The organism is Candidatus Paceibacterota bacterium, assembly GCA_041660505.1.
GTDB lineage: Bacteria > Patescibacteriota > Minisyncoccia > Phycocordibacterales > JACRKE01 > JBAZWG01.
In genome coordinates, this window is record JBAZWG010000009.1 from 1 (window position 1) to 4,059 (window position 4,059).

Below are 4,059 nucleotides of genomic sequence, written 5' to 3' on the forward strand. Positions count from 1 at the left end.
GCACCCTACGGGTACGAACGGCTTGCTTCTAGCGGATTCCCGCATTCTCGGGTGCATTACTGAACGCAGCGATGTGGAAATCGGTATCCCGCGAAGTTAAGCCTGCCTCTTGGGCCTCCTTCAGGCAGTGAACCGCAATCCATCGGTCAGCAGTGTCCTCGCTCTCAAGGAGCTCGACGAGGATCTTCTGTGCCCTGGCCGTGTCTGCCCCGAATTTCCTGGCGAGCTCGCCAAGTTCGTTGATGAGCAAGCACTTTGGATATGGCTGCATTGCCACGCCATCCAAATGCCCCTTGATTTGTTGGACCGTCAAAGTCGTCTGTCTCATTATTGCCTCCTAATGAGATAATAGCATGATAGTAGTTACGTGTCAAACAAGCCTAGCCAGTAAAAAGCCCCACGTTGGTGGGGCTTTGTCTTTCAGTCTGGCTTATGCCGGGATTGATTTCAGGATTTCGTTCACTGCAGTCTCGATCGCACCATCATTTCTGATGTACGTGTAGGGGATGCCGGATAACTTCGCATCTCGATACCAGTTTTGCGCTTCATCAAGACGTAGGGCAATTTCTTCCACTTTATCGCCGCGTGCCCGTAAACGTCCCTCGAGCACCGCTCTTTCGGGGGGAACGATGAAGAAGGGTTTGTACGAAGCGCCTTTCCCAATCTTCCCAAGGAATTGCCACAAAAGGGGAATTACCTCGGGCACAAGGATCATGATGCCGAGCGCCTCTGTCGGTTCGTATGCACTTCTGATTATTTCTGGTGTTGTACCATAGCACGTACTTCCATGCTTTGCTGTCCAGAGGAACGAACCGGTCATGTATAAATGTGCGTATTCGTCCGGCGTATCGTAGGAATATTCACCGGGTAAATCACTCGGTCTCGGGTCGCGCGTTGTATGGCTCTGGACCATAAATGCGCAGGCCCTCTCTTTGAGCACCCCGCGAGCTATCGATGTTTTTCCGGAACCTGTAGGACCTGTGACACTGACGATGATCCTTTTCATGAGTTCTCCTATGAAAGTGAAAGTGCTTCTGCTCTCATACTCCTATTTATCTATTGCAGTGTCAAGCAAAAGAAAACCGCCCGAAGGAGGTTTCCTTTGGGCGGGCATTTTACATTTTTGGTTCGGGCAGCTTGTAGCGATCCCGGCATGCTTTCACATGCTGCTCGTAAAAGTGGGTCACGATGTTCTGATGGCAGACTGGGCATTTGCCACAACACGCCATCATGTGATTCACCGTTAATCCTGGCATGAGGCTGTGGCATGCGCAGTCACAAATTTCCATTGACATCCCACATCCGCCCATAAGTGAGCTCCCATCACACATAATTCACCTCGTCGTTGGTTTTTTGAGAGAAGATTTGCTGGTGAATGTTCCGATTCCAGAGAGTTCCTTCTTGATGTCCGGGTGAATTTCTAGTGTAGCAGGATCAAAACCTGTACCCTGCATGAGCGGCCACATCTGTCCATCCTTGCCGGCTTGTCCGGGTTTCTTGCGATACCACAGCTCCATTGATACTCCGCCGATGTAGTATATTTTTTCTCCGGTATCGGGGTGTTTGACGGGGATTGAATCAATCCCAAAATCTTCCGGTATCTTGAACGTTTCGCAGAACTCAAGCATGGTCATGTTTGCTGCCTGTTCGCTGGTCCTTATCTTTGCCATTCTGCCCTCCTCAGGAAATGTCAGTGCGTCTAGGCCCATACTCGCTTTTGCTCTTGAATATGTCAAGTTGTTTATGGTGTATCAAGGAAGAAGATTTGTCTTGCATATCTATCGGCGAGGTATAAGATTTAAGGCAGAGAGGGGATATACAATGGGAGAACTATTTGATGAACTGTTTGCTGTTGACTCAGCAAAAGCGCTTGAGTTTTTTTCAACAAATCTTCGAGCTGCAATCGGCGAACGGTCGTTTCGTGAGAACGAAATTATCTACGTTGCAAACGTACTTGCGCGATATGCTCAGGTCTCGCGATTTGGGAATGGGGCAATGCCCGTTCTTGCTGATCTGACAGAAGTCTTCGATCAGTTCGTATTTCAACGGCATGAACTGTTTGGCGCTGAAATATTAGAAATAGGAGGGTCGCAGGTCCTCTTGTTCACGGGGTTCTTTCGAGATCAAATGCGTAGGAGGCACGACGTAAGATGGTTTGATGAACTTGGGCGGTCGTTTTATTACCAGGCTGGCCAATTTTCAAAAGACTATAGCCGGCGACGATTGTTTGATGGCATGTCTGAGACGTTCCCTTTGTGGACACGCACTTGCTGGAGAATGAATAGGACGCTACGACAGAACCAGCTTTTGCTAAAGTTCGATTGCTATTGACAAATACATTTGTCGTCGTATAATTGCAGTTGAACGTACACCAGGGCGAGTTGTGGGATCGGCCCACAGGATGATAGCCCGAACGGTTCAAGTCCGTGCTCGCCACCAAACCAAACAGGGAGTTGCTCCCTGTTTTTTTATTTTCTTATTTTTGGTATTTTGTGTTCGATTTATAAAAGAAAACCGCCCTTGTTGAAGGGCGGCGTGGCTGTCGTAGCTAACTAGCTACTTTGTGGTGTAAGATGCCGTTGAATTTCCTGGACTCAGGTCCGAGAACAAAACTTCCGGCGTTCTCATAGAAGGCGACAAGTCGTGGCGCATCGCCTTCTAAATGTGCAATCCTGGCACTGAGCTCCGCACAATCCTGCTCGCTTTCTTTTAGCGCACGAGCGTAATATTCTTTTGATTCACTTCTGTTTTTTGCAAGAACTTCTCGGTAGTTTTTGCAGTGCTCCTGCGCGCGATCAAGCCCCTGCTGATAGTCGGAGAGTGTCTTGTTTACCAGGGATGCTCCGTCAATCACCGCGATTGAATAGCCCGGGAAGTTAGACTTGAAGAGGCCGATGACGCACTCAAGGCGGTTATTTGGGAAATGATACAGCCAGCGATTGCCCGTGCGCTTTGACATTTGAACTTGCTGTATCAGCAGACCCTTGCCGGCAGTGATGGAAAATCCAACAGTGAGCACATGCTCTTTTTTGTAGTAGACAAGAAGTGCGAACACCCCATCAATAAAGACGCGACTGTATTTCGCATACCCATACGGGTTAAAGTACTTAGTGTGATCGAGACTGACTTCAAAGTCAGAGTTATTCAGAAAAGAGAAGTGGCGTATGCAATCATAGGCGACAACAATCTCGTTCCACATGCCTCTACTTGTGCCCCATCGCCACATCGAGCTCGTAATTTTATTCACTACCTCGTAGTTTGCGTCCGTTTCAAATAATTTCTCGACGTCGAGCTCCATAGTGTAGGAGCTCGAATGTCTAAGCTTGCAGATCTCGTCAAAAGAAAATCCTTTGAGCGCCTTGAGTGGCAGTTCGTAGTAGTGACTCAGAAATGTGCGGTCAGTGAAGCCTCGCCTGGTCCAGAATTCTCTCCATGGTCCAATTTTGGTGTCGACGTCTTTGATTGAGCCAACTGGCTTCTTGTTGTACTTCTGGCTTACTTTGTGCAGCTCACCGGTAAGTGAGCTCAATTCAAGTCCTAGCATTTGAGCCCCCTTTCGTTGAGTTATTGTAAAGAACAGTCAACTGTAAACTACATCACAAAATTGGTTATGTCAAATTAATGTGGGGCACTAAAGTGTCAGTTAGCTCTCAAAAAGAAAACCGCCCAAAGGAGGTTTCCTTTGGGCGGTTGCGATTTGCGTGCTCAACGGTCGCAGTAGGTGCATTTGCCGTTTCGGATGGGATATCCACACTTATCATGGATACCAGAGTCCCCGGGCTGTAGTTCCTTGGAGATTGGGGTTGCCTCGCGCAATCCAAGGTCACAATGAACGCATTTGCCAGCAAAGATGGGGTGCCCGCATTTGTCGTGGATCGCTGTAACCTCAATCTCGGAGGGGTCATAGCAACCTACTGTTCTGTCTGCGTGCCTGACTTCGTAGCACAGGCCGTGAGAGTCATGGTGGGTGATAACCACACCTGAGACCCTCCACTTTCGTGCCTCCCATGCTTCTTGGGTCCACTCCTTGCGGAGTGCCATGTTGGGCTGGGTTGTTGT

General features: G+C 48.8%; 5 protein-coding genes. 1 reads left to right on the forward strand and 4 read right to left on the reverse strand.

The genetic code is table 11. The features are described 5' to 3' along the window. Positions 1 to 28: 28 nt before the first annotated feature. The 3 genes from WC764_04715 to WC764_04725 form a co-directional block, all read right to left on the reverse strand. The gene (locus WC764_04715) at positions 29 to 313 is read right to left on the reverse strand and encodes a hypothetical protein (GenBank protein ID MFA6006996.1); all 285 of its coding nucleotides are present in this window, start codon (positions 311 to 313) and stop codon (positions 29 to 31) included. A 117-nt stretch (positions 314 to 430) separates the two neighbouring features. Then, the gene (locus WC764_04720; protein ID MFA6006997.1) at positions 431 to 1,006 is read right to left on the reverse strand and encodes a hypothetical protein; all 576 of its coding nucleotides are present in this window, start codon (positions 1,004 to 1,006) and stop codon (positions 431 to 433) included. Positions 1,007 to 1,334: 328 nt separating this feature from the next. Beyond that, positions 1,335 to 1,709 (reverse strand): hypothetical protein, encoded by a 375-nt coding sequence (locus tag WC764_04725; GenBank protein MFA6006998.1) that lies wholly within the window; start codon positions 1,707 to 1,709, stop codon positions 1,335 to 1,337. A gap of 112 nt (positions 1,710 to 1,821) precedes the next feature. Here WC764_04725 and WC764_04730 point away from each other — a divergent pair, with 112 nt between their 5' ends. Continuing rightward, entirely contained in the window at positions 1,822 to 2,331 is a 510-nt protein-coding gene (locus WC764_04730; protein MFA6006999.1) for a hypothetical protein, read from the forward strand. A gap of 217 nt (positions 2,332 to 2,548) precedes the next feature. Here WC764_04730 and WC764_04735 read toward each other — a convergent pair whose 3' ends face one another. After that, a complete protein-coding gene (locus WC764_04735; GenBank protein ID MFA6007000.1) occupies positions 2,549 to 3,544 on the reverse strand; it encodes a hypothetical protein in 996 nt (331 codons plus the stop codon). Positions 3,545 to 4,059 lie beyond the last annotated feature (515 nt).

Bases quoted from the DNA above. Each gene is read 5' to 3' on its own strand.
- WC764_04720 (MFA6006997.1), bottom strand. From the start codon at position 1,006: ATGAAAAGGATCATCGTCAGTGTCACAGGTCCTACAGGTTCCGGAAAA.
- WC764_04725 (MFA6006998.1), bottom strand. From the start codon at position 1,709: ATGGGCCTAGACGCACTGACATTTCCTGAGGAGGGCAGAATGGCAAAG.
- WC764_04730 (MFA6006999.1), top strand. From the start codon at position 1,822: ATGGGAGAACTATTTGATGAACTGTTTGCTGTTGACTCAGCAAAAGCG.
- WC764_04735 (MFA6007000.1), bottom strand. From the start codon at position 3,544: ATGCTAGGACTTGAATTGAGCTCACTTACCGGTGAGCTGCACAAAGTA.